Below are 19,496 nucleotides of genomic sequence, written 5' to 3'. Positions count from 1 at the left end.
GACGGGATGGGGATGTCCTCGTACGGGGTAGGCGAGCGGGACGACGCGGGGCGGTCCGGCGTGCTGCTTGAGGGAGGGTGAACGTATGCAATTCGACGACGATGCTGCTCTGGACACGTCCGAGGTCGAGGACGGTCGGGGAGGTGCGCTGGGCGGGATCCCGGGCGGGGGGAAGACCATCGGCGGGGGACTGGTCGGGCTCGTGGTGCTGGTCGCGTCCGTGCTCTTGGGTGTCGACCCCGGCATGTTCGGCTCGGGCAGCAGCGACACGTCCTCGTCCGGCAAGTCAGCCGCGGACCTCGCGGCGGACTGCCGGACCGGTGCCGACGCCAACCGCAAGGAGGAGTGCCGGATCGTCGCCGTGGTCGACAGCGTGCAGGCATTCTGGAAGCAGACGGAGACAGCTGCCGGCAAGCCCTACCAGCAGGCCCCGACGTTCCTGTTCACCGGCAGTGTGAACACCGGTTGCGGGAACGCGACTTCCGACGTCGGCCCCTTCTACTGCTCAGCCGATGACAAGGTCTATCTCGACCTCGGCTTCTTCAACGACCTGAGCAGCAAGTTCGGCGCCAAGGGCGGCCCGTTCGCCGAGGCCTACGTCATCGCGCACGAATACGGCCACCACTTCCAGGACCTCAGCGGAACGATCTCCCGCGGCAGCGGAAAGGGCCAGAACAGCGGCTCGGTGAAACTCGAGTTGCAGGCGGACTGCTACGCCGGAGTGTGGGCCCACCACGCCACCACCACCCCCGACCCCAAGAGCGGTAAGCCACTGATCACCGACTTGACGAGGGACGACATCAACCGCGGGCTGGACGCGGCCGCCGCCGTCGGAGACGACCGTATCCAGCAGCGCTACCAGGGCAAGGTCACACCCGACACCTGGACCCACGGCTCCGCGAGCCAGCGCCAGCAATGGTTCTCCACCGGCTACCGCTCCGGCCGCGTCGCCAGCTGCAACACGTTCAGCTGAGGCACGCTGACAACCACGGTACGACGCCCGGCTGTGGGCCACCGCTGGTGGGCAGATCGCGTATTGTGCCGCGCCGCGGTCGGTGGTTAGCGGCCGACACCAAGTGGGAGTGCTGCCTCGACAGGCTGACTGCTTCCAGGACCGTGCCGTCGCCGCGCAGCTAGAGCAGGCCGTGACCGAGCGCGGCACGGTCGTGCTGGGCCGGGTACTGGCCGGTATGGGCGGGGTCGGCAAGACACCTCTGGCGGCCGACCGCGCCCGCGCGACAGAGCGGACTGGGGACCCGCCGCCGTGGCCCGCGCCGCCCGTCCATCCGCTTTCACCTGCGGAAATGGGCCGGAAGCGGTGAACACAGTGTCCATCATCACTTCCTTCAGGGCGTGGCGTGCAAGCTGGGCAGCGGCGCCTCAACGCTGCTGATCCTGTGGTGGCAGACGCGACACCGACCGCGTGGCGGGCCCTTGGCTGACTGCGGGCCCGCATCCCAGCTGAGGTCACCCAGCGCGCCGCCGCGCCCACCAGGGCAGCCGCGGCGTAGTGGGCGAGCTGACAGTGGCCGCCTTGTGCGCCTGCTGGGTCGGTCGCCAGGGACGGGCCCTGGGAACGCGAAGTCCCCGGGTCCTCCTCTGCTTTGACTTCCCTTGCGGTGGCCGCCTACTGGTAGCAGGGGCTCCCGCACAGCACGCTGACTCCCGAAGCCGCAGACAAACGACTCCCCTTCTCCCCGGCCACAGCCAACCTGACCGTGCCGCAGCACCGACGTGGTTTCCGGCGCCGCATGACTGGTGATCTACGGGATACTCGCAGGCCATGGATGTGATGGCAGGCTTTCGTGAGACAGACCGGACCCTGACCAAGCGACTCGCTGCCAGTGCCTCACCCGGGCTTCACCGGACGCTGTCGGCGGTGGAGGAGGCGGCGGAGGGAACCAAGCTGTGGTGCGGCGCGGCCGCGGTGATGGCCTGGATGGGCGGCTGGCGCGGTCGCAGGGCCGCCGCCGCGGGCCTGGCCGCTGTGGCCGTGGCGCAACTGGTGTCCAACGCGGTGTGCAAGCAGTTGGCCGAGCGTCCACGGCCGCCGAAGGAGTGGTTCCCGCACGACGAGGTCGAGGACCGTCCCGACTCCTCGTCCTTCCCCTCAGGGCATACCGCCGCCGCGGTCGCCTTCACCTCCGGCGTCGCCCCCACGTGGCCGCTGGCCTGCGTCCTGTGCACGGTACCGGCCGCCATGGTGGCCGTCGAACGCGTGCAAAGCGGCGCCCACTACCCCAGCGACGTCGCCGCCGGTGCCGCCATCGGCCTAGCCGGCGCCTGGCTCACCCACCGCGCCCTGCGCCTGGTCTCGCGCTCTTGGCTCTAGCGGCCGTTGCCCGTGACCCTGCGGCCTGACGGTGATGAGCGGCCTATGGCCGAATCACCAGTCATGCCTACGTCAGCACCCGGCTGGAGTCTTCTGCCTGCGCCGGCCCGCTCGGGACTTGTATGAGCGAGCCGGCTTGTGTGCCGCCCGGCAGCCCCAACTGCCGGGCATACGCGGACGAGCCACCCCGGCGGCCGCCGCACGCACGCGGCTCAATCCCTTCGCTCGCGTACCGCGCCGAGGCGGTGTCCTGATCTGGTCAGTTCCGGGTACTCGCGTGCACACGCGACGGGCCCTGCACGGTCCGTCGTTGGTCAGAGCACAGAAGACGGGAGGTGATCGTCGTGTCGACGATCCAGCCACCCCCTGGCGGGCGCAGTAGTACGCAGAGCACCGACGAGCCGGTGAGCGAGCTGGTGCAGCGCGCGTCGCAGCAGCTGACGGAGCTGGTGCGCGGCGAGATGAGGCTGGCGCAGGCGGAGATGAAGGAGAAAGGCAAACGCTACGGCAAAGGCGGTGGCCTGTTCGGCGGCGCCGGGGTGGTCGGCTTCCTGATGCTGCAGGCCCTGGTGGCTACCGCGATCGCCGTCCTCGCGGTGCCGCTGCCGGTATGGGCGGCGGCGCTGATCGTCACGGCGCTGCTGGGTGTGATCACCGCTGTGATGGCCCTGAGCGGCAAGAAGCAGATCAAGGAAGGCGCGCCGCCGACGCCCGAACGAACGGTCGAGAGCGTGAAGGCCGATGTATCCGAGATCAAGGGAAGTGCACAGCGATGACCCAGCCGCCCCACGAGCAGACAACCGCTTCCAGCCCTGAGGAGCTGCGCGAGCAGGTCGAGCACACCCGTGAGGAGCTCGGACAGACGGTCGAGGCGCTGGCCGCTGAGGCGGACGTCAAGGCCCGCGCCCAGGAGAAGGCAGCCGAGGTCAAGCAGCAGGCAGCCGCCAAGGCCGGGGAGCTGAAGGCCAAGGTCGCCCATACGGCAGCCCAGGTGCAGGAGAAGATCCCCGACCCGGTGAAGGACAAGGCCACATACGCTGCCGGGCAGGCCCGGGCCAAGGCCGCCCAGGCCACCAGTCTGCTGCAGGAGAAGGCACCCGAACCGGTGCGGCAGAAGGCGGCCCTGGGGGCACAGGCGGCGCGGGACAACCGCACCCTGCTGCTGACGGCAGCCGGTGTGGCCGTCCTGGTGTGGCTGGCGTGCCGCCGCCGGAAGGGGTGAGCGGATGAAAGCCTCGAAGATCGCCTACAAGCCGGTCGGTCTCGCTCTGGGAGCCGTCAGCGGCATGCTCGCCGGCGCAGTGTTCAAGCAGGCGTGGAAGATACTCGGCCACGACGAGGACGCCCCCGACGCCACCGACGAGGACCGCACCTGGACAGAGGTGCTGATCGCCGCCACACTGCAAGGCGCGATCTTGGCTGGGGTCAAGGCCGCCGTCGACCGAGCCGGCGCCGCCACCACACGCCGTCTGACCGGCACCTGGCCCGGCTGACGTCAGGTGACCAACCGGGGGTGCCGGTGTGACGTGGATACCGGCACCCCCGTCCAGGTCTTCCCCCGCACGGAAAGGTTCCACCGCCGTGTCCGCATCCCACGCGATGTCCGCCCTGACCGCCATCGGCCTCATCCTGGCCGCCCGGCGGGCCGCCACCCACCCGTCACGAATGCGCCATGGCGCCAGCTCCGCCCGCCCCCCGTGGCGCCGCACCGCACACGCACCGGATATGACCCCGCCTCCCGCGTCGGACGAGTCCGCAAGGGCAGCCGTGAAGGACGCCGAAGAACATGTCCGGCACTGCTGGCTGCAACTCCAAGCTCACCCTGAACGGCCCGAGTGACCAGATGCGCCGTGCCATGAACACCGGCCATCGGTCGGCGATACAGCGCTGGTTCCAAGACAGTCTGTCCGGTGGAGTTCGGACAGCGCCGTGCAGTGCTGTTCAGACGGTCTTCTGAAGGTTGTGTGTCAACGTCGCCAGCCTCTTTTCGCCTGCCAGAGCTCAGGTAGGCTGAGGTCACGGGTATGGGACACAGGCACGGACGACAGGCTCATCGGCGACTGCGTATGTCCAGCGTGAGGGCGCCCAGCTCTCGCGGCTCTGCCCGGCCAGGACGGCCCCTTCGGCGGGCGGCTCGGCCCGGGCGAGGACGACGACACCGAAACCCGACACCGAGACCCGCGCAGACGGCTCCGGCACCACCCCCCTGCCCGAGCCGCCCACGCCTGATGTGAAGGTACGGGGTAAAGGAGCGAAGCACGTTTGGGTGGGGCGAGGCGGACCGGTATGGAACAGACAGCAGGCGGCGAGGACGAGCAGTCGCTGCTGGGGGACGTCATAGCGGCGTCCGGCGCATTCGAGGGCAGCGAGGACATCGCCGTCGCCCGCGACCTGGCCCGCACCTTCCTCACCGACGTGCAGGCCGTGCACGGGCTGCCGGTGTCCGCACGCGCGATGGACATGGTGCAGCTCGTGGTCAGCGAGCTGGTCACCAATGCCCGCAAGTACGCACCCGGCCCCTGCCTGCTCACCCTGGAGATCAACGGCGGCGCCATCGAAGTGACCGTCTGGGACAGCAACCCCACCCCGCCCGCGATCCTCGCGCCCGACCCGACCCGCATCGGCCAGCATGGGCTGGAGATCGTCATGGCCGTCGGCCAGAGCTTCGCCATCCACCGCGAACCGGTGGGCAAGCGGATCACCACGGCGATCGTGCTGGCCGACGACCCCGGCGGGGACGCTGCCGGCCGCCAGCTGTGACCGGGTGGGACTGGGGCAGGCGGTCACGCACGGCCCGCCGGCCCCTCCGCCGGCACCACGATGCCGTTCCCGTCCGGCGCCTCCACCACCGTGTGCCTGCACTGGACCAGCAGGCCCGCGACCGCCGCCTGCACCACCACCCGCATCCCCTCGCTGGACGCCCCACGCTGATCCGCCGCCAACGCGGTGAACCCGTGCGACGCCGTCCAGCTCACCAGCACGCCCGCCGCCGCCTCGCTCACCCTCAGCCCCGCCGTGGTGTCATCCGCCTGATCGACGACATGGAAGCCCGCCAGCTTCAGGGCATGGCGAACCCGTCCAACGAGCTGTGGATGAGTGGACTGTACTGCCGTCACCTGCCCGGAAGGAGTCGGATCATGCCATCGGCTGTCGGGCCCTCCACGCAGTTCCCGACTCAATCAGCGCTGCTCCCTGACCGCAACTACTCACACGCGCGTCACAACGGCGCAAGTCAGCAGGCCTTCGACGTCTGCGGCGGCGGGTGCCGTCACGACCGTTCTGACCACCGAGAGTGGCAGGACGCCCTCCCAGCCCAGCAAGCGCATCCCGGTGACTGGCTCACCACGCAGGCTCCCTGCGGAAGACGAGGTGCTGGCGTGTCTCGGCGTAGCGGGCCAGAGCGTGAATGACGGCCAGGCCCAGTTGAACGACGCCGAGCAGGGCGAAGGCGCGCAGGCCAGCGGATTTGGCCAGGCCAGCGGCAGTGGCCGCCAGGGTCCTGCAGGTCGCCAAGGAGCTCCCGGCTCGCGGGCCCACCGTCCCGGGAGTACGGCGCACTCCCATCCGCGCGGCCGCCGCAGACTACGCATCCGAGCCACTCTCTCCGGCATCAGCCTGGCCGCCTTCGCTGCCACCGCGCCCGAATCACCCGAGCCGAGACCCGGCACACCGCCATGCCCTGCTCGCGGACCGCGTGTCCGGGCCGCGCTGCGGCCCCGGACAGTGCCGCACGAGCCGGGCCGCCTGGGAGCGGGCAGTGTGGGTGCGCCTCGCCGAGGTCGAGGGCGCGGTAAGCGCGGGGCGGGCCGCACTCACCCAGGCCGAGCAGGACCTCGTTGCCGTCCGGCAGCGCGGCCAGCCTGCGCTGTGGGTGGGCACGGAGCCCGACGTCGTACGCCATCGCGCCAAGGACGAGGACCACGAGCGGCCACACGAGCGGGGATGCTGCCGGGATGGTGCCGTGGACCAGAGCCGCGCCGACGCTGCCGGTGCCAAGGTCGCGGTGCAGGTCGGAATGCTCGGCAGGGCCATCCGCAACACCACCTCCCGACGCCGGGCCTGGCGCGCTGAGACGGGGTTGAGGGCGCTCATCGGCCGCTCACCGCGATCCCGTCGGCCACCGGACAGCGGTCGGTGCTGCGGGCAGCGAGCCGCTTCACCGACCGGCGCACCCGCTCGCCCTCGATCTTCGGCTGCGCAACACCAGCGGCCATGGCCGCTTCGGCCCAGGTCACCAGCACAGGAGCCGCTCTGAGCACGGCAGACGGCAAGCTCATCCTCGCCCACCGCGGCCTGGACAACCAGCTGTAGGCCAACACCAAGGCACAAGACGGCCCGGGAGACTGGAGCTACCCCGGCCAGCCGCTGGGCTACCGCGTGGGCGGCGTGATCCCCTTCTATCCGCTCGGCCTGGGTGCACCCAGCCTCGTGCCCTACGGCAACGCGAACGCGCGCTGCTTCTACCGCGGCCTGGACAACCAGATCTACGAATTCCGCTACGGCGTCGGCTCCTGGACCCACCACGGCACCAACGGCGCCTGGCACACCCCCACAGCACCCCGGCCGCCGCGACCTTCCTGCAGCGCGAAGAGCGGATCTACCTCATCCACGAAGGCGCCGACGGCCGGCTCTACCACTCCTACTACGACCCCAACACCGGTGGCCAGAGCGCCGCCTACCGGATCGAGGGCGCCCGCTCCCGAGGCGGCGCCGCCGCCCGGACCGTCTTCCACGACACCCTCTACCTCATGCACCGCTAGCCGCCCGGCAGCAGCTTGAACGCCTGCCCGGGACCGCCACCGAGCCCCGGCAGGCCCCCGCACCGATGTCGAGGAACACCGACCGCGCGTTCCGCGCTCTGGGGGTCGAGCACCACCAGGCTCGGGTCCGCCTTCTCCCGCACCTGCCAGCGCAGCAGGTCATGGATGGTCTGCCGTCTTCGCGCCCCTTGGTGAACTAGTACATCGCCGCGCCGCGTGGCGGAGCAGGCATGTGTGAGGGGTGGCAGGGCATCCGAGGTGAAGAGGGTGGGCTGACCGCGCTTTCAGTGCCGCCCGTCGACGTCAAGAGCCTCTTAGGGGTGAGAAGGTGAAGGGCTTCCGCAGCTTCATCCTGCGCGGCAACGTGGTCGACCTGGCCGTCGGCATCGTCATCGGGGCAGCGTTCACCGCCGTGGTGAACGGCTTCGTCGGCGCCTTCCTGACACCACTCGTCGGGCTGGCCACCGGCGCCACCGGCGATATGAGCCGCAAGACCTTCACCGTAGGCGCCATCAAGTTCCCCTACGGCGCCTTCGTCAACGCGGCGATCAGTTTCCTCCTCATCGCCGGCGCCCTGTACTTCCTCGTCGTACTCCCGATCAACAAGCTGCACGAGCGTCTCGCTCCCCACCACGACGTCCAAGCCCCCAAGCGGGACTGCCCCGAGTGCCTCAGCCCCGTCCCGGCCCAGGCCCGACGCTGCGCCTCCTGCACCGTCCCCCTGCCCGCGGTACCCGCCCAGGCCGGGGAGACAACCCAGCGGGCCGGGTGACCCGACCTCCATGGCCCGGCCTGGGCTGCCGGGCCCGTCGCGCGCACGTCCGTGGTGACGGTAGTTAGCGACGGCGTCCGATGCCGAACCGGCTGCGTGGCTTGGGCAGTCAGAAGAGGCCCGCTCATCGCAAGGGCCTCCCTTCTACGTGGACGCGATCCGCGCATACGCTGACAGCCTGCCCCCGCTGCGCGCCGTCGCCGACGCGCTACCGGCACACGTGACCGACCTGCTGTGGGACCTGAACCAGACACCCCTCATGGACGTCGCCGGCCTCCACCTCCTCTTCACCCCACCCCTCTTACCGGACCAAACCGCCGGACGACCGTGACAGGCCTGCGCCAGCGGCCGCTGCGACTACTGCTCCTGGCCGCCGACCTCAGCCCCGACACCTTCGACCTCTCCCGTCTGCTCCCCGACACGCCCCTCACAGCCTTCCAGCAGGCGGTACCCGAGCGGCCCTGATGAGGGCGCCGGACGCCATTACGGCAGTCCTTTGGGAAACGACACGGTTGTGTCAGCACACGGCAGTCGCACACCGACGGCCGGGTGCGGGAGGGGTTCGACCTGGGGCGGTGGCTGGCCAACCGGCGTGCGGAGGCGGTGTCGCTGACCGTGGAGCAGGAGTCAAGCTGCGCCGGCTGGATCCGTGGTGTAACCCGCCGTGGCCCATTGACTGGCAGCGTGCCTGGTACCGGGCACGCTGCCATGTGCGCCGGTACGAGCCGGTGCGCGGCGGGGACAATCTGGACGGGCTGCCGCGCTGGCTGGAGCAGTGGCTGCGCCGCCAGATCACCCACTACGGGCAGCTGCGCCGGGGCCGGCGGCAGTTGCTTGCCGAGCTCGGGCTCACCGTGGGCGAGGTGGCGTGACCGTTACCTCCTGACCTGCGGTGACTTGCGTGAAGGTCCCGACACTGTTGCCAGGGGCAGGGACTTGGCGGCACAGGACTGTCAGTGGCTCAGTGGCGGGGTTACCTTCGTGGATACGCACGCCCCACGGTCGGCGGCGGTCTGGTTCGCTGACCGGATTTCTTTCTTCCAGAGGGGTATGTGAGGTACCCCTCATCCCCGACAAGGAGTCGAAAGGCACATGGTGGATTCATTACTGGCGGGCAAGAGCGCGCTCATCACCGGTGCGGCGCAGGGCATCGGCGCCGCGATCGCGCAGTTGTTCGCCGCGCAGGGCGCCAAGGTCGTGATCGCCGACATCAACGAGGAGTGCGGGAAGGAAACGGCCGCCACGATCACCAAGGGCGGCGGGGGAGCGCAGTTCGTTCGAGCCGATGTCACCTCAGCGGCCGACCTCGAGGCGGCGGTCCAGGCGACCGTTGCCGCCTACGGCAGGCTGGACATCGCGATCAACAACGCGGGCATCGAGGAACAAGGCGGCGCGCCGCTGCACGAGCTCACCGAAGAGACGTGGGACAAGTTGGTTTCGGTGAACCTCAAGGGCGTCTGGCTGTCTATGAAGGCTGAGATCACCCAGATGCTGGCCCAGGGCGGGGGCACGATCGTAAACATGGCTTCCATCGCCGGGATGGTCGGCCTGCCGCTGGGCATCGCTGACTACTCGGCGGCCAAGGGTGGCGTGGTCGCGCTGACGCGCACGGCGGCCATCGAGTACGTCAAGCAGGGCATCCGCATCAACGCCGTGTGCCCGGGTGTCGTCCGCACCGCGCTGCTCGACCAGGCGATCAACGCCGGCATGTTCACCGAACCGGAGGCGGCCGCGCTGCACCCGACCGGTGTGCTGATCAATCCCGAGGACGTCGCCCAGACGTTCCTGTACCTGGCCTCCGACGTGTCGAAGCACGTCACCGGGCACGCCCTGCCGGTCGACGCGGGCATGGCGGCCGGCTGACGCCTGACTCGGCGCTAGCTTGATCTTTAACCTCGGGTCTCGAACGGCTCGTCGTACTTGATCACTCGCGTTGGCAACTCCCGTACGTGCAGACGGCCTTCGGCTGATCATGTGCTCCGACCAAGGAATACACGTAATCAGCACGAAGGCCGCGGGGATGAGTCTGTTGCACCATGCCGTCCGGCAGGAGCCGTTTGGGCCGTCGGCCTGACAGTCGGCGGCCCCCGGAGCATGTGCCATCGCGCGGTCTCATCCGTCAAGCGGTGGAGCCAACGCCTGGCGGAGTTCGCCCAGACCGGCGGTAATGCTTCCGCGGCCGCGGCGAGGCCCACTGCGGTGCCCGGCCTTGCTGCCACAAGACTGCCGCTGGAGCGGCGCTTCCTTCCGCCCGGAGTCTTGGCGACATTCCTGCCGTCGCCTCCGCCGAACAGCTATGCGAGCGACAATGCGACAGCGGCCGCAGCTGAGCTGGGACGGGTCAGCAGGCGTGCTCCTTGTCCACGTCGTAGTCGACGACCTTCCAGTGCGTTCCGAGCGCGCGGACAGATCCAGTCACAGTGGAACGCCGGACCTGGTTGGCACTGGTGACACTCTTGCTGCCCTGCATCGCCTTCCACTCGGTGGTGTCGAAACACTCGGTGATGGTGACTCTCTGAGGGGCTGCCTTGACGTCGACCGCTGTGACTCTCGCCGTCAACCGCGGCGATCCCTCGAAGTGCACGCCGGCTCCACGGTACCGGGACAGCTCACCCTCGATCTTCGAAAGTGCCTTGTCCGCAGCGAAATCGGAGAGCTTGGCTCCGGAAGACTTGCCTTGGTGGTACGCCTTGACTTGCTCAATACGCATCCCCCGCCAAGCGGCGAGCGCGGCATCCCGGGCAGCTTCCTCCGTAAAACTCTGCGTGGCGGACGGCGTGGCAGGAGCGGATGACGGAGACTCAGTGCGTTCATTCATCGCGCTGCTGCAGGCGCAAAGGGCTAGCGCGGTGCACAGCCCAGCAGCCGTCGTCACAACGTGATTCCGAAAGCGAACAACGGAGCGTACATGGTACGCGCGGCGGGTCATGATGCCTCCCTCGTGCGGCGAGCCGTGCAGCGTGCCTCTGCACGAGGACGGTCCTCCACCGCTTGCCAGCTGAAACATGGTCAAGTTGCGCTGACGCGCAGTGTTTAGTCGCCAGGCTACGCATATGCCGGTGGACTTCCCGACTGTGATAACCGCACCAGCATCCGCCCAGAACGGCATCTGCCCAGAATGGCACCCGCCCAGACCGGCGTCCGATGCGACGCCGCCCGGCTCGGAGTCAGCCACATGCCCACGGTCCCGCAGACGGCGCCGACCTCCGTCAGGACGCCCGCCGCCGAGGCGAGCTGTGCCAGCCGCTGGACGCGACCCGGCCATACGGACGACGGTGATAGGCCCGGCAGGGGAGATGGCCACGCTCCTCAGCCGACAAACCGCGGTCGGCGGCCGGCGGCGCGCGCAGGTCGTAGCGTCCGCGTCACCCCGCTGCCACTGGCGGCTCTTGTCAGGTTGGGGGTTCCTCTTCGCCGGGGAGTCACCGAGAGAGCGGCCCTGCTGCCATAGCGGTAGGGGGCCGGGCGCAACTGGTGCACATTGCCCGTGGTGTCGATGGTACGCATGGCCTCGGCGAGTCTTTTGCCCTCGTCCTGCACGGGAACCCAAGACGGGTCGGTGCGACCACCGACACAGGTGTGCGGTGGGGGACCGAAGTCTCGTACACGGACATGAGTAACTGATCGTTCCAAAACGAGCTGGTGGGGCGCTTGGCGTCGGGATGTGCCGTAGGTGAGCCGCCACGAGTGGTCACCGACCGCTGGATGACCGTCCCACCGCGGTCTGCGCGTCGGCTGCCGCGAGCACGGTGTCAGCCAGTTCTGCGGCGGACTGTCCGCCACCCGCGTCGATGCGCTCCAGGCCCAGCCTGTCGATGGCATCGATCATGAGTGTCTGGTAGCGCTCAGTGCGGGCCAGGAACTTGTCCATCAGGACCTTTTCCTCGTCTGCGGCTGCTTCATGGCAGCCCGCCACGTGAACGCGGCCGCGTACTACGGAGTCGTCGGTGGTGAGCCACACGGCGGCCGTGCGCGGGACCCGCAGCCTCGCGACGTGGACGGGCCAGAGTGCCGACCCCTCCAGAACCAGGCCCGTCCTGCCGCGGCCCTCGGTCGCATGGGCCGTGATCAGCCCTTCGATGCGGGGCCACAGTCGATCGTAGTGGCCGAGAACAGACGTGATCAGTTCGTCAACCGTAAGTGATCCGTAGTGCTCGGCGACGTGCGCCGGCACCTCCCACTCCGGGGTTCTCCAGGGGCGCCCGGGGTGCCGGGCCAGCCCGTCAGTGCTCAGGCACTCGAACCCGAGCTTCTCCGCCACCACTTGGGCAACGGTCGACTTTCCGACGTTCGACGTCCCGCCGATCAGTACCACCCGTACATCACGCACGCCAACGACCCTACTTTGGCCAATCCGCTCATGTGGATCGACCCATGGGGGCTTGCTCCGCAGTCGTGCCGTAAGAACGAACCGGAGGATCCCATGTGGGGCGGCCGGGTGGTCTACGGCCGCGACGGGGGCCGCCCCGGCGCCATGCACGCCACGCTCGGCAAGGACATGATGGGCGCCAATCCCACCGACCCGCACGGGGATCCGCCCGGCTGGGAGAAGGACAAGGGCTACAACCGGGCCCACCTGCTCGGGGCGCAGCTCGGCGGCTCGAACTACGACCCCCGCAACTTCGTCACCATGCATGCGTACGCGACCCCCCCCCGGTCATGCGGCACATCGAGAACCAGGTGCGCGCCGCCGTCGAGAAGGGAGAGAGCAGGACAAGCAGAACCACGGAGGGAGATTCCATTTGCTGCGACTGGCCTGTCTGACTGTGACGAACGTGTTCGCCGTGGTGCGCCTGCTGCCGGTGAGCAACCACGGCAAGGATGTCGAGATTCTCGCCCTGCGCCATCAGCTCACGGTGCTGGCACGCCAACCTTTCTGCGCTCCCAGGCTGATGCCCTGCTGGCCTGCGACTTCTTCGAGACGCTCACCTTGACCGGCACGCGGTTGTACGTGTTCGCAGTGATCGGGCATGGCAGCCGCAGGGTCCGGATTCTTGGCGCCACCGCTCACCCGAAGGTCACGCGCACGGTTCCCTCTGTCGGATCGAGCAGATCCATTTCGGCCTAGCACGATGGGTGCGAAGGCCGGCCACCTGCACCGCGAACGGGTGGGCACTCGAGGTGCCGCGTGCTTACGTCGGGGCATCGCCAACGCCCAGGGGTGGGTCACTCGGATGGGTCGGTGCGTGTTTGGAGTTGTTGCCAGCAGTGGTGTACGTGCTGTTCAGCCTCTCGCACCGCGCAGGAGGCAGCATCGGAGAGCGCGGCCGCAGATGATGCGGCGGTCTCGGCACGAGGTGCGATGTGACGACGCACGAGGTGTGCTTCGCGGGCGATATGCCTTCGGCCGCCCTGGTGGAGGACGACTGCCCGGGCCACCAAGATCGTGGCGATGACTGCTGCAGCGGTCAGCGCGGCAGCTGTGTGCTGATCGGACATGACTGTGAGGGGTCCTTCGTAGGGGTACTGGCCGGGGCGATGGGAGGGCCGGTAGTCGTGTCCTACCGGCCCCCGCCTCTTCATGTGCGTCAGCCGGGCCAGGTTCCGGTCAGGCGGCGGACGGCGGTGGCGCCGGCGCGGTCGACGGCCGCTTTGACTCCGGCGAAGATCGCGCCCTGGAGCGTGGCGGCGAGAAGCACCTCGCGCCAGGAGCGTTCCTCGTCGGTGGCGTCCGGGGCGTCCTCGTCGTGGCCCAGCCTCTTCCACGTCTGCTTGAACAGCGCTCCCGCGGCCATGCCGCTGACGGCCCCGAGCGCGAGACCGACCGGCTTGTAGGCGATCTTCGCCCCCTTCACCCGGCTCACCCCTTCCGGCGGCGGCAGGCCAGCCACACCACGGCGGCCACGCCCGCTGCCGCCAGCAGCAGGTTGCGGTTGTCACGCGCCAGTTGCGCCCCCTGGGCGGTCTTCTGGCGTACCGGCTCGGGCGCCTTGTCCTGCCACAGCTGACCGGCCTGGGCGGCCTTGGCCCGGGCCTGTTCGGCGGCCTGGGCGGCCGTGTCCTTGACCGGGTCGGGCAGCCTGTCCTGCGCCTGGTGGGCTAGGTCGATGGCCTTCGCCTTCAGTTCCCCGGTCTTGAGGACGGCCTGTTCCTTCAGCTCGCCGGCCCTCGCGGCAGCCTGCTCCTTGACCTCGGTGGCCTTCTCCTGGGCGCGCGCCTTGACGTCGGTCTTCGCTGCGAGCGCCTCGACCGTCTCTCCGAGCTCGGTCCGGGTCTGCTCGACCTGCTCGCGCAGTTCCTCGGGGCTGGAGGCGGTGGGTTCGTCGTGAGGCGGCTGGGTCATCGGTGTGCGCTCTCCTTGATCTCGGCCACGTCGGCCTTCACGTTCTCGACCGTCTGCTCGGGCGTGGGCGGCGCGGCCTGGTCGACCTGCTTCTTTCCACTCATGGCCATTACCGCGGCGATCACACCCAGCACTGCTGTGACGATCAGCCCAGCTGCCCACACCGGCAGCGCCACCGCTAGGGCGGCGATCGCGGTGGCGACCAGCGCCTGCGCCATCAGGAAGCCGACCACGCCAGCGCCTCCGAACAGGCCACCGCCCTTGCCGTAGCGCTTGCCCTTCTCCTTCATCTCCGCCTGCGCCAGGCGCAGTTCGCCGCGCACCAGCTCGGTCAGCTGCTGCGAGGCGCGCTGCACCAGCTCGCCCACCGGCTCCTGGCCGGAGCGGTCCGTGCTCCGGCCGGGCCCGGCGTGGTGCGGCTGCGTGCTCGACATGGCGGTAACCTCCCGTCCCTCTCAAGTTCCTGCAGGCCGGACTGCTTCATGGGACCGGCCATCTGTTGCGCCCGCGAGTACCCCGAGGGGACGAGTTCAGGGCGGGCGGTTTGGACTGATCGCAGCCCCGGACGGACGCGGTGCTGCGGGGTTTGACCCGCTCGTACGTGCGTTTGGTCGCAGGTGGTGGCGGCTACTTGACCCCGGAAGCCTGTGTCGCAGCGAGGGACGGCGTCGACGGGACCGCGCAGAGGCAGACGAAAAAGGGGTTGGTCGCGATGACCGTCGCGACACAGCAGGGCGGCGCAGGCGGTTCCAGCGGCCTCTACGACGTACTGGAACTCATTCTCGACCGCGGGCTGGTGATCGACGCGTACGTGCGGGTTTTCCTCCTCGGTTTCGAGATACTCAAGATCGACATACGGATCGTGGTAGTCAGCGTCGACACCTACCTCCGCTTCGCCGAGGCGTGCAACCGCCTCGATCTGGAAGCGGGGCCGGGCAAACTGGCCGGGCTCACGGAGCTCACGCAGTCCGGCGCCCGCGGCAAGACCAAGCAAGTCCTGCCCGGCGCCGAGGAGTCCGGCGCCTTCCAGCGGGCACGTCACGATGGCCGGGAACGGCAGGGCGACCGGGCCGCGCGCGGGAGAGGGGAATGAGAGATGAGTATCTACGTCTACGGGATCATCCGCGCCTCACACTCTCCCCTTGGCCAGGACCTGGAGGACATCGGAGACCCTCCGCGGCCGGTACGGGTGCTGCGCCAGGGCGAGGTGGCCGCGATCATCAGTGACGCCCCCGATCAGTTGCGGCCCAAGCGTCGTGATCTGCTCGCCCACCAGCGCGTACTTCTCGAAGCCGGAGCGGGCGGCGTGGTCCGGCCGATGCGCTTCGGCAGCGCCTCCCCGGACGACGACACGGTGAACCGGGTGCTCGCCGAACGAGCGGAGCACTTCCTCGAGCGGCTGCGGGCACTGGACGGCACAGCGGAGTACAACATCAAGGCCAACCTCGACGAAGAGGCCGTGCTCCGCCTGATCATGGCCGACCACGACGACATCCGGTCCGGCGACATCCGGTCCCTGGCGGAAACGAACCGCGAGGCCGGTGGCGGCACGCAGGAAGAGAAGATCCGGCTCGGGGAGATGATCGCCGCCGCCGTCCAGGCCCGCGAGGCGACTGACGCGGAGCTGCTGCAGCAGGCGCTTCAGCCGATGGCCGAGGCGGTCAGCGCCGGTCCGCAGAGCACCGGCTGGCTGGCCAACGTCTCCTTCCTGGTGGACCGCGGTTAGCGGAGCGATTCCTGGCCGCGGTCGACGCATTCCGCGAGGAGCACCCAAACCTGGCCGCCGGAGTTCTGGCCGCCTAGCTTGGGAGCCAGTGGCGCCTTGATCAGGCGTGGGGCATGGCGGGTGAGCCAGGCGCTGGTCAGACCGATGGCGGCGCCGGCAGCGACGTCGCTGGGGTAGTGGGCGCCGCTTTGCACGCGTTCGAGTGCCACCATGGCGGCGGGTACGGCGCATGTTGCTCCGGCGGCAGGCCACGTGGGTGCGACGGCGGCAGTGAATGCCACTGCGGCGGCGGTGTGTCCGGAGGGGAATGAGGAGGAGTCGGGGCGGTCGTCGACCTCGTCGTGGGGGAACCACTTCTTCGGCGGCCGGGGCCGGTCGGCCACCTGCTTGCACACGGCATTCGAGACCAGCTGCGCCAAGGCCAGGGCGGCGCGGCCGGAGGCCGCCGCCCTCCGGCCGCGCCGCCCGCCCAGCCACGCCATCGCGGCGGCGGCGCCGCACCACAGCTTCGTGCTCTCCGCGGTCTCCTCCAACGCCGACAGCACCTTGCCGACGCCCGGCGGGATACGCGAGGCCGCCCGCTTGGTCAGCGACCGGTCAGCGTCACGCAACCCCGCCAAAAGCCTCATGAAGAGCAGGTATCCCGCAGGTCATCGACCTATTCCCAACATCGTCGCGTGGCCGGTCAGCCCTCACCCAGGCGGCGCCGGTCGTCCTCGTCCCACTTCCGGGTGTCACGGGGCTGGGTGTAGGGCTCGGTGTCCGGCGGCAGGCCGCCCGCGATGGCCCTCTGGCGTACGGTCTCGGCGTCGAACTCCAGGCCCAGCAGGATGGCCAGGTTGGTGATCCACAGCCAGACGAGGAACACGATGACGCCGGCCATGGTGCCGTACGTCTTGTTGTAGGAGGCGAAGTTCGCCACGTAGAACGCGAACCCAGCCGAAGCGATCATCCAGATCAGCAGGGCAAGGAAACTGCCCGGCGTGATCCAGCGGAACCCCTTCACCTTCGCGTTCGGGCTCGCCCAGTACAGGATTGCGATCATGACGGTGACCAGGACCACGAGGACGGGCCACTTGGCGATCGACCACACGGTCAGCGCCGTGTCCCCGATGCCCAGAGCGGTACCGGCCCGGCGGGCCAGGTCGCCGGTGAACACCACGATCAGCGCGCTGGCCACGGCCAGGACCGTCAGCACGACCGTCACGCCCAGGCGTACGGGAAGGATCTTCCAGACCGGGCGGCCCTCGGGCATGTCGTAGACGGCGTTCGCCGCGCGGATGAACGCGGCCACGTAGCCGGAGGCTGACCACATTGCCAGCACGATGCCGACAATGGCCATGAGGGAGCCGACGCCGGCGTTGCTCTGCAGCTGCTCCACGGCGCGGGTGATGATGTCCCGGGCCGAGCCGGGAGCGAGCTTCTTGATGTTGGCCAGCACTGCGTCGGTCGCCGACTTGCCGGTGATGCCCAGCAGCGACACGAGTACCAGCAGCGCCGGGAACAGCGACAGCACCCCGTAGTAGGTCAGGGCTGCCGCGCGGTCGGTGAGCTCGTCGTCCTTGAACTCGTGCAGGGCGCCCTTGAGTACGCCGGCCCAGGCCCGCTTGGGCAGCTTGGTCGGTGTGTCCGGTGCCCGGCGCTCCACCTCGGGTCCAGGCCCGGCCTCCTCGGGTGCCGGCGCCTCGTCGCCGTGGTGTGCTTTCCGCCCTGGAAGATGCAGCCTCGTCATGCGCGTCGGGTAACCCCTCGGGGCCCCGCCTACGCCACCCAAGGCGCCGCACGCGCGCGGCGTCAGGCGTTCAGAGCGTCACGGAGGGTGGGATAGCAGTTGATGATCTCGTCGAGGCCGACGAGCTGCAGCGTGCGCAGCACGGACTCGGTCGGGCCGGCCAGGCGCAGCCAGCCGCCGGCTCCGTCGGCGGCATTGCGCGCGGCGATGAGGATGTTGATGCCGCTGGAGTCCATGAACGTCACCCCGCTGAGGTTCACCACCATCCGCGATGCGGCCGCGCCCTCGGGAAGGCTGAGAGCGTCACTGAGAGCGCCGCCCGTGTGGTGGTCGATCTCCCCGCGCACGGTGATGACGCTGACGCCGTCGACGGGCGCGGAGGTGATCGTCAGACCGTCCGGCCTTGCGGTTCCGCTCTTGTCTGTCACGCTTCCCTCAACAACGCTCGATGACCTGGTCGGCGGTCGCCCGCCGGAAGGCTGCCTGGATAATACGGGGACTTCCTCAAGGCGGTTATGCCGGTGGGAGGGCCGGAAGGTGTGCATGAGGCGGTCGCGGGTACGTGCGGGCGTAAACGCGGGGTGATAAAGGCGGTGGGATGGACTCAGGCCCTGTCGGTGAGGAGGGCCCCATAGAGCCTTGGCAGGTAACGGCCGCGCTGGACGGGGACGGGGCGTGCATCGCCGAGGCCCGCCATCTCGCGGCCGATTTCCTCACTCGGCTCCAGCTGGAGCACGGGACACCCGTCTCGCCGCGTGCGATGGACCTGACGCAGCTGGTGGTCAGCGAGCTGGTCACCAACGCCCGCAGGTACGCCCCCGGCCCGGTGCTGCTCGAGCTGCGTGTCACCGGCGTGGTGGTGGAGGTGGTGGTGTGGGACAGCGACCCGGTGCTGCCAGTGGCACGGGCCGCCGATGCCGGCCGGGTGGGCCAGCACGGGCTGGAGATCGTGATGGCGGTCGCCCAGGGCTTTGAAGCGCAGCGGGAGCCGGTCGGCAAACGCATCACCGCCCGTCTTGCGCTCCTGGACGATCCGAATGGCGCCGTGGTCGGCCGGCTCCCCGTCTGACTCACGCTGCGCCACCGCGCGGAACCGGTCTGCTTCGGTTACGTCCTGCGGGTGAGCGCAGCGTGGAGTTGGGACAGGACCGTCTCGGGCAGGCTGGCACACTGTGCGTACTTGATGATCTGCTCGGCGATCGAGGACAGCTTGGTGTTGGTGTGCTGTGAGACCTCCCGCAGCACGGTGAACCCGTCCTCCGGGCTGATCCCTGCCATCATCACGAGGACCCCGATGGCCTGATCGACCACCGCATGCGAGGCGACCGCCCGCTGCAGCTGCTCATTCTCCGCCCGCAGCTGCTCGACCTGCTGGACGAGGCCGTGGACGCGGGGGCCAACGCCGGGTTCTCGGCCAGAAAACGCGGAGGAGGCCATGCATATCACCGTAGATGTCATCGGGGCGGGGACGCATGTTTGCCTGCCCCCTGTCCGGTGACGCATCCCTGTGTCGCGGGGACGTCACAGCATCTTGGCTGGAATGTGCTGAGCTCCCCGAGCTGCGCTCGGAGAGCTCGGCGGGGCTTGCTTCCGAACCCCGCCCGCGGCGGGTATCCCGGTTGTCTGTTGTCATGCCAGCGTCATTACGCCGCGTCGAGGTGCCGCGGGGAACGATCAGCCGGATCACGCGGCCGGCGCGTGCTGCTGTGGACCAGGCGCAGATGACGGCCCCGGGCATGCCGTGCCACCCTCCTCCTGCCCGCCATCCGGTCCTCGATGCGGTCCATCCCGTACAGCAGCAGGCCCAGCACCGGCAGCAGCAACACAGCGACGGCGATCACAGCGAAACATCCCTCCGATCGGCAGCACGTGGCCGGGTTCCCCTCACCCC

General features: G+C 69.3%; 26 protein-coding genes and 3 pseudogenes. 14 read left to right on the top strand and 15 right to left on the bottom strand.

What is annotated here, in order from left to right; genetic code table 11:
- Positions 1–85 precede the first annotated feature (85 nt).
- From ABZ876_RS12545 to ABZ876_RS12520, 6 genes are all read left to right on the top strand, one after another.
- Positions 86–973 carry a neutral zinc metallopeptidase gene (locus ABZ876_RS12545; protein WP_361778485.1) on the top strand — a complete coding sequence of 296 codons (888 nt, stop codon included), beginning with the start codon at positions 86–88 and terminating at the stop codon, positions 971–973.
- Between the two features lie 906 nt (positions 974–1,879).
- On the top strand, positions 1,880–2,332 hold the full coding sequence (locus tag ABZ876_RS12540; protein WP_361778482.1) for a phosphatase PAP2 family protein: 453 nt from the start codon (positions 1,880–1,882) through the stop codon (positions 2,330–2,332).
- A 404-nt stretch (positions 2,333–2,736) separates the two neighbouring features.
- Positions 2,737–3,108, top strand: coding sequence for a phage holin family protein (locus ABZ876_RS12535; RefSeq protein ID WP_361779031.1), 372 nt, complete (start codon positions 2,737–2,739; stop codon positions 3,106–3,108).
- Positions 3,105–3,554 carry a DUF3618 domain-containing protein gene (locus ABZ876_RS12530; protein ID WP_361778479.1) on the top strand — a complete coding sequence of 150 codons (450 nt, stop codon included), beginning with the start codon at positions 3,105–3,107 and terminating at the stop codon, positions 3,552–3,554. Before ABZ876_RS12535 ends, ABZ876_RS12530 begins: the two co-directional genes overlap by 4 nt.
- Positions 3,555–3,558: 4 nt before the next feature.
- Positions 3,559–3,825 (top strand): DUF4235 domain-containing protein, encoded by a 267-nt coding sequence (locus ABZ876_RS12525; protein WP_361778476.1) that lies wholly within the window; start codon positions 3,559–3,561, stop codon positions 3,823–3,825.
- Positions 3,826–4,618: 793 nt separating this feature from the next.
- The gene (locus tag ABZ876_RS12520) at positions 4,619–5,092 is read left to right on the top strand and encodes an ATP-binding protein (protein WP_361778473.1); all 474 of its coding nucleotides are present in this window, start codon (positions 4,619–4,621) and stop codon (positions 5,090–5,092) included.
- 23 nt (positions 5,093–5,115) lie between these two features.
- Here ABZ876_RS12520 and ABZ876_RS12515 read toward each other — a convergent pair whose 3' ends face one another.
- The 4 genes from ABZ876_RS12515 to ABZ876_RS12500 all read right to left on the bottom strand — a co-directional run bounded on the left by ABZ876_RS12515 (position 5,116) and on the right by ABZ876_RS12500 (position 6,546).
- Complete coding sequence (locus tag ABZ876_RS12515) at positions 5,116–5,448, bottom strand: hypothetical protein (RefSeq protein WP_361778470.1); 333 nt, start codon at positions 5,446–5,448, stop codon at positions 5,116–5,118.
- A gap of 223 nt (positions 5,449–5,671) precedes the next feature.
- Complete coding sequence (locus ABZ876_RS12510; protein ID WP_361778467.1) at positions 5,672–5,845, bottom strand: hypothetical protein; 174 nt, start codon at positions 5,843–5,845, stop codon at positions 5,672–5,674.
- A gap of 97 nt (positions 5,846–5,942) precedes the next feature.
- Positions 5,943–6,266, bottom strand: a complete 324-nt coding sequence (locus ABZ876_RS12505) for a hypothetical protein (protein WP_361778465.1) — start codon at positions 6,264–6,266, stop codon at positions 5,943–5,945.
- 154 nt (positions 6,267–6,420) lie between these two features.
- Positions 6,421–6,546 (bottom strand): hypothetical protein, encoded by a 126-nt coding sequence (locus ABZ876_RS12500; RefSeq protein ID WP_361778462.1) that lies wholly within the window; start codon positions 6,544–6,546, stop codon positions 6,421–6,423.
- An 874-nt stretch (positions 6,547–7,420) separates the two neighbouring features.
- Here ABZ876_RS12500 and mscL point away from each other — a divergent pair.
- The 4 genes from mscL to ABZ876_RS12480 all read left to right on the top strand — a co-directional run bounded on the left by mscL (position 7,421) and on the right by ABZ876_RS12480 (position 9,727).
- Positions 7,421–7,864 carry a large conductance mechanosensitive channel protein MscL gene (mscL, locus tag ABZ876_RS12495; RefSeq protein WP_361778459.1) on the top strand — a complete coding sequence of 148 codons (444 nt, stop codon included), beginning with the start codon at positions 7,421–7,423 and terminating at the stop codon, positions 7,862–7,864.
- Between the two features lie 327 nt (positions 7,865–8,191).
- Positions 8,192–8,329: a hypothetical protein gene (locus ABZ876_RS12490; RefSeq protein ID WP_361778456.1), complete on the top strand. Its 138-nt coding sequence runs from the start codon at positions 8,192–8,194 to the stop codon at positions 8,327–8,329.
- A 245-nt stretch (positions 8,330–8,574) separates the two neighbouring features.
- A complete protein-coding gene (locus tag ABZ876_RS12485; protein ID WP_361778453.1) occupies positions 8,575–8,736 on the top strand; it encodes a hypothetical protein in 162 nt (53 codons plus the stop codon).
- 220 nt (positions 8,737–8,956) lie between these two features.
- Positions 8,957–9,727, top strand: coding sequence for a glucose 1-dehydrogenase (locus tag ABZ876_RS12480; RefSeq protein WP_361778450.1), 771 nt, complete (start codon positions 8,957–8,959; stop codon positions 9,725–9,727).
- A gap of 478 nt (positions 9,728–10,205) precedes the next feature.
- Here the strand turns inward: ABZ876_RS12480 and ABZ876_RS12475 are convergent, their stop codons facing one another.
- Both ABZ876_RS12475 and ABZ876_RS12470 read right to left on the bottom strand, forming a co-directional pair.
- Positions 10,206–10,682 (bottom strand): hypothetical protein, encoded by a 477-nt coding sequence (locus ABZ876_RS12475; RefSeq protein WP_361778447.1) that lies wholly within the window; start codon positions 10,680–10,682, stop codon positions 10,206–10,208.
- Between the two features lie 873 nt (positions 10,683–11,555).
- Entirely contained in the window at positions 11,556–12,179 is a 624-nt protein-coding gene (locus ABZ876_RS12470; protein WP_361779029.1) for a hypothetical protein, read from the bottom strand.
- Positions 12,180–12,224: 45 nt separating this feature from the next.
- Between ABZ876_RS12470 and ABZ876_RS12465 the strand changes: the two are divergent.
- Positions 12,225–12,443, top strand: a pseudogene (locus tag ABZ876_RS12465) (hypothetical protein); the annotation flags it as partial.
- Between the two features lie 46 nt (positions 12,444–12,489).
- On the opposite strand, the gene ABZ876_RS12460 reads toward ABZ876_RS12465, so the two are convergent.
- The 4 genes from ABZ876_RS12460 to ABZ876_RS12445 form a co-directional block, all read right to left on the bottom strand.
- The gene (locus ABZ876_RS12460) at positions 12,490–12,711 is read right to left on the bottom strand and encodes a hypothetical protein (RefSeq protein ID WP_361779080.1); all 222 of its coding nucleotides are present in this window, start codon (positions 12,709–12,711) and stop codon (positions 12,490–12,492) included.
- A gap of 681 nt (positions 12,712–13,392) precedes the next feature.
- Complete coding sequence (locus ABZ876_RS12455; RefSeq protein ID WP_361778444.1) at positions 13,393–13,659, bottom strand: DUF4235 domain-containing protein; 267 nt, start codon at positions 13,657–13,659, stop codon at positions 13,393–13,395.
- 5 nt (positions 13,660–13,664) lie between these two features.
- Entirely contained in the window at positions 13,665–14,147 is a 483-nt protein-coding gene (locus ABZ876_RS12450; protein WP_361778441.1) for a DUF3618 domain-containing protein, read from the bottom strand.
- Complete coding sequence (locus ABZ876_RS12445) at positions 14,144–14,581, bottom strand: phage holin family protein (protein WP_361778438.1); 438 nt, start codon at positions 14,579–14,581, stop codon at positions 14,144–14,146. The genes ABZ876_RS12450 and ABZ876_RS12445 overlap by 4 nt, the downstream gene beginning before the upstream one ends.
- A gap of 278 nt (positions 14,582–14,859) precedes the next feature.
- On the opposite strand from ABZ876_RS12445, the gene gvpJ reads away from it, so the two are divergent.
- Positions 14,860–15,240 carry a gas vesicle protein GvpJ gene (gvpJ, locus tag ABZ876_RS12440; RefSeq protein ID WP_361778435.1) on the top strand — a complete coding sequence of 127 codons (381 nt, stop codon included), beginning with the start codon at positions 14,860–14,862 and terminating at the stop codon, positions 15,238–15,240.
- A 3-nt stretch (positions 15,241–15,243) separates the two neighbouring features.
- Positions 15,244–15,926: pseudogene (locus ABZ876_RS12435) on the top strand (GvpL/GvpF family gas vesicle protein); the annotation flags it as partial.
- A gap of 69 nt (positions 15,927–15,995) precedes the next feature.
- Here ABZ876_RS12435 and ABZ876_RS12430 read toward each other — a convergent pair.
- The 3 genes and pseudogenes from ABZ876_RS12430 to ABZ876_RS12420 all read right to left on the bottom strand — a co-directional run.
- A pseudogene (locus tag ABZ876_RS12430) lies at positions 15,996–16,355 on the bottom strand (phosphatase PAP2 family protein); the annotation flags it as partial.
- 203 nt (positions 16,356–16,558) lie between these two features.
- On the bottom strand, positions 16,559–17,605 hold the full coding sequence (locus ABZ876_RS12425) for a YihY/virulence factor BrkB family protein (RefSeq protein ID WP_361778433.1): 1,047 nt from the start codon (positions 17,603–17,605) through the stop codon (positions 16,559–16,561).
- 62 nt (positions 17,606–17,667) lie between these two features.
- On the bottom strand, positions 17,668–18,033 hold the full coding sequence (locus ABZ876_RS12420; RefSeq protein ID WP_361778430.1) for an STAS domain-containing protein: 366 nt from the start codon (positions 18,031–18,033) through the stop codon (positions 17,668–17,670).
- 170 nt (positions 18,034–18,203) lie between these two features.
- Here ABZ876_RS12420 and ABZ876_RS12415 point away from each other — a divergent pair, with 170 nt between their 5' ends.
- The gene (locus tag ABZ876_RS12415; RefSeq protein WP_361778427.1) at positions 18,204–18,674 is read left to right on the top strand and encodes an ATP-binding protein; all 471 of its coding nucleotides are present in this window, start codon (positions 18,204–18,206) and stop codon (positions 18,672–18,674) included.
- 38 nt (positions 18,675–18,712) lie between these two features.
- Here the strand turns inward: ABZ876_RS12415 and ABZ876_RS12410 are convergent, their stop codons facing one another.
- A complete protein-coding gene (locus ABZ876_RS12410) occupies positions 18,713–19,042 on the bottom strand; it encodes an ANTAR domain-containing protein (protein WP_361778424.1) in 330 nt (109 codons plus the stop codon).
- A gap of 206 nt (positions 19,043–19,248) precedes the next feature.
- A complete protein-coding gene (locus ABZ876_RS12405) occupies positions 19,249–19,446 on the bottom strand; it encodes a hypothetical protein (RefSeq protein WP_361778422.1) in 198 nt (65 codons plus the stop codon).
- Between the last annotated feature and the right edge of the window lie 50 nt (positions 19,447–19,496).

The organism is Streptomyces sp. NPDC046931, assembly GCF_040644655.1.
Lineage (GTDB): Bacteria > Actinomycetota > Actinomycetes > Streptomycetales > Streptomycetaceae > Streptomyces.
This window is presented reverse-complemented; position numbering and strand designations above follow the sequence as displayed.